Genomic DNA, 523 nt, shown 5'->3' on the forward strand with positions numbered 1-523 from the left:
GCCATCGGCTGCACCGCTACACCGATACCCCCGTGGCGCAGTCGCCGTGGCGGCACCTCCCGATCGCCGTGTCGCTGGTGTTGCTGACCACCGCGATGGCGGGGCCGACCTCGGATGTCCGGATCCCGCTCAATCGCGCGGTCATCATGCTGGTGATCGACGTCTCGGAGTCGATGGCCTCCACCGATGTGCCGCCCAACCGCCTCGACGCGGCCAAGGAGGCCGGCAAGCAGTTCGCCGACCAGCTGACCCCGGCGATCAACCTGGGACTGGTGGAGTTCGCGGCCAACGCCACGCTACTGGTGCCCCCGACGACAAACCGCGGCGCGGTGAAGGCGGGCATCGACAGCCTCAAGCCGATGCCCAAAACCGCGACGGGAGAAGGCCTTTTCACCGCGCTGCAGGCGATCGGCGCCACCGCGGTCGCCGGCGGCGATGCCCCACCGCCGGCGCGGATCGTCCTGCTCTCCGACGGCGGCGAGAACAAACCCTCCAATCCCAGCGATCCGCACGACGGCGTCTA

At 69.6% G+C, this 523-nt stretch carries 1 protein-coding gene; it reads left to right on the forward strand.

The window, feature by feature from the left end; translation table 11 throughout:
* On the forward strand, positions 1 to 523 hold a 523-nt coding region (locus A5652_RS04895), incomplete at both ends, for a VWA domain-containing protein (protein ID WP_156745164.1).

It is taken from the genome of Mycobacterium sp. 1165178.9 (assembly GCF_001673555.1).
In the GTDB taxonomy this organism is placed as follows: Bacteria; Actinomycetota; Actinomycetes; order Mycobacteriales; family Mycobacteriaceae; genus Mycobacterium.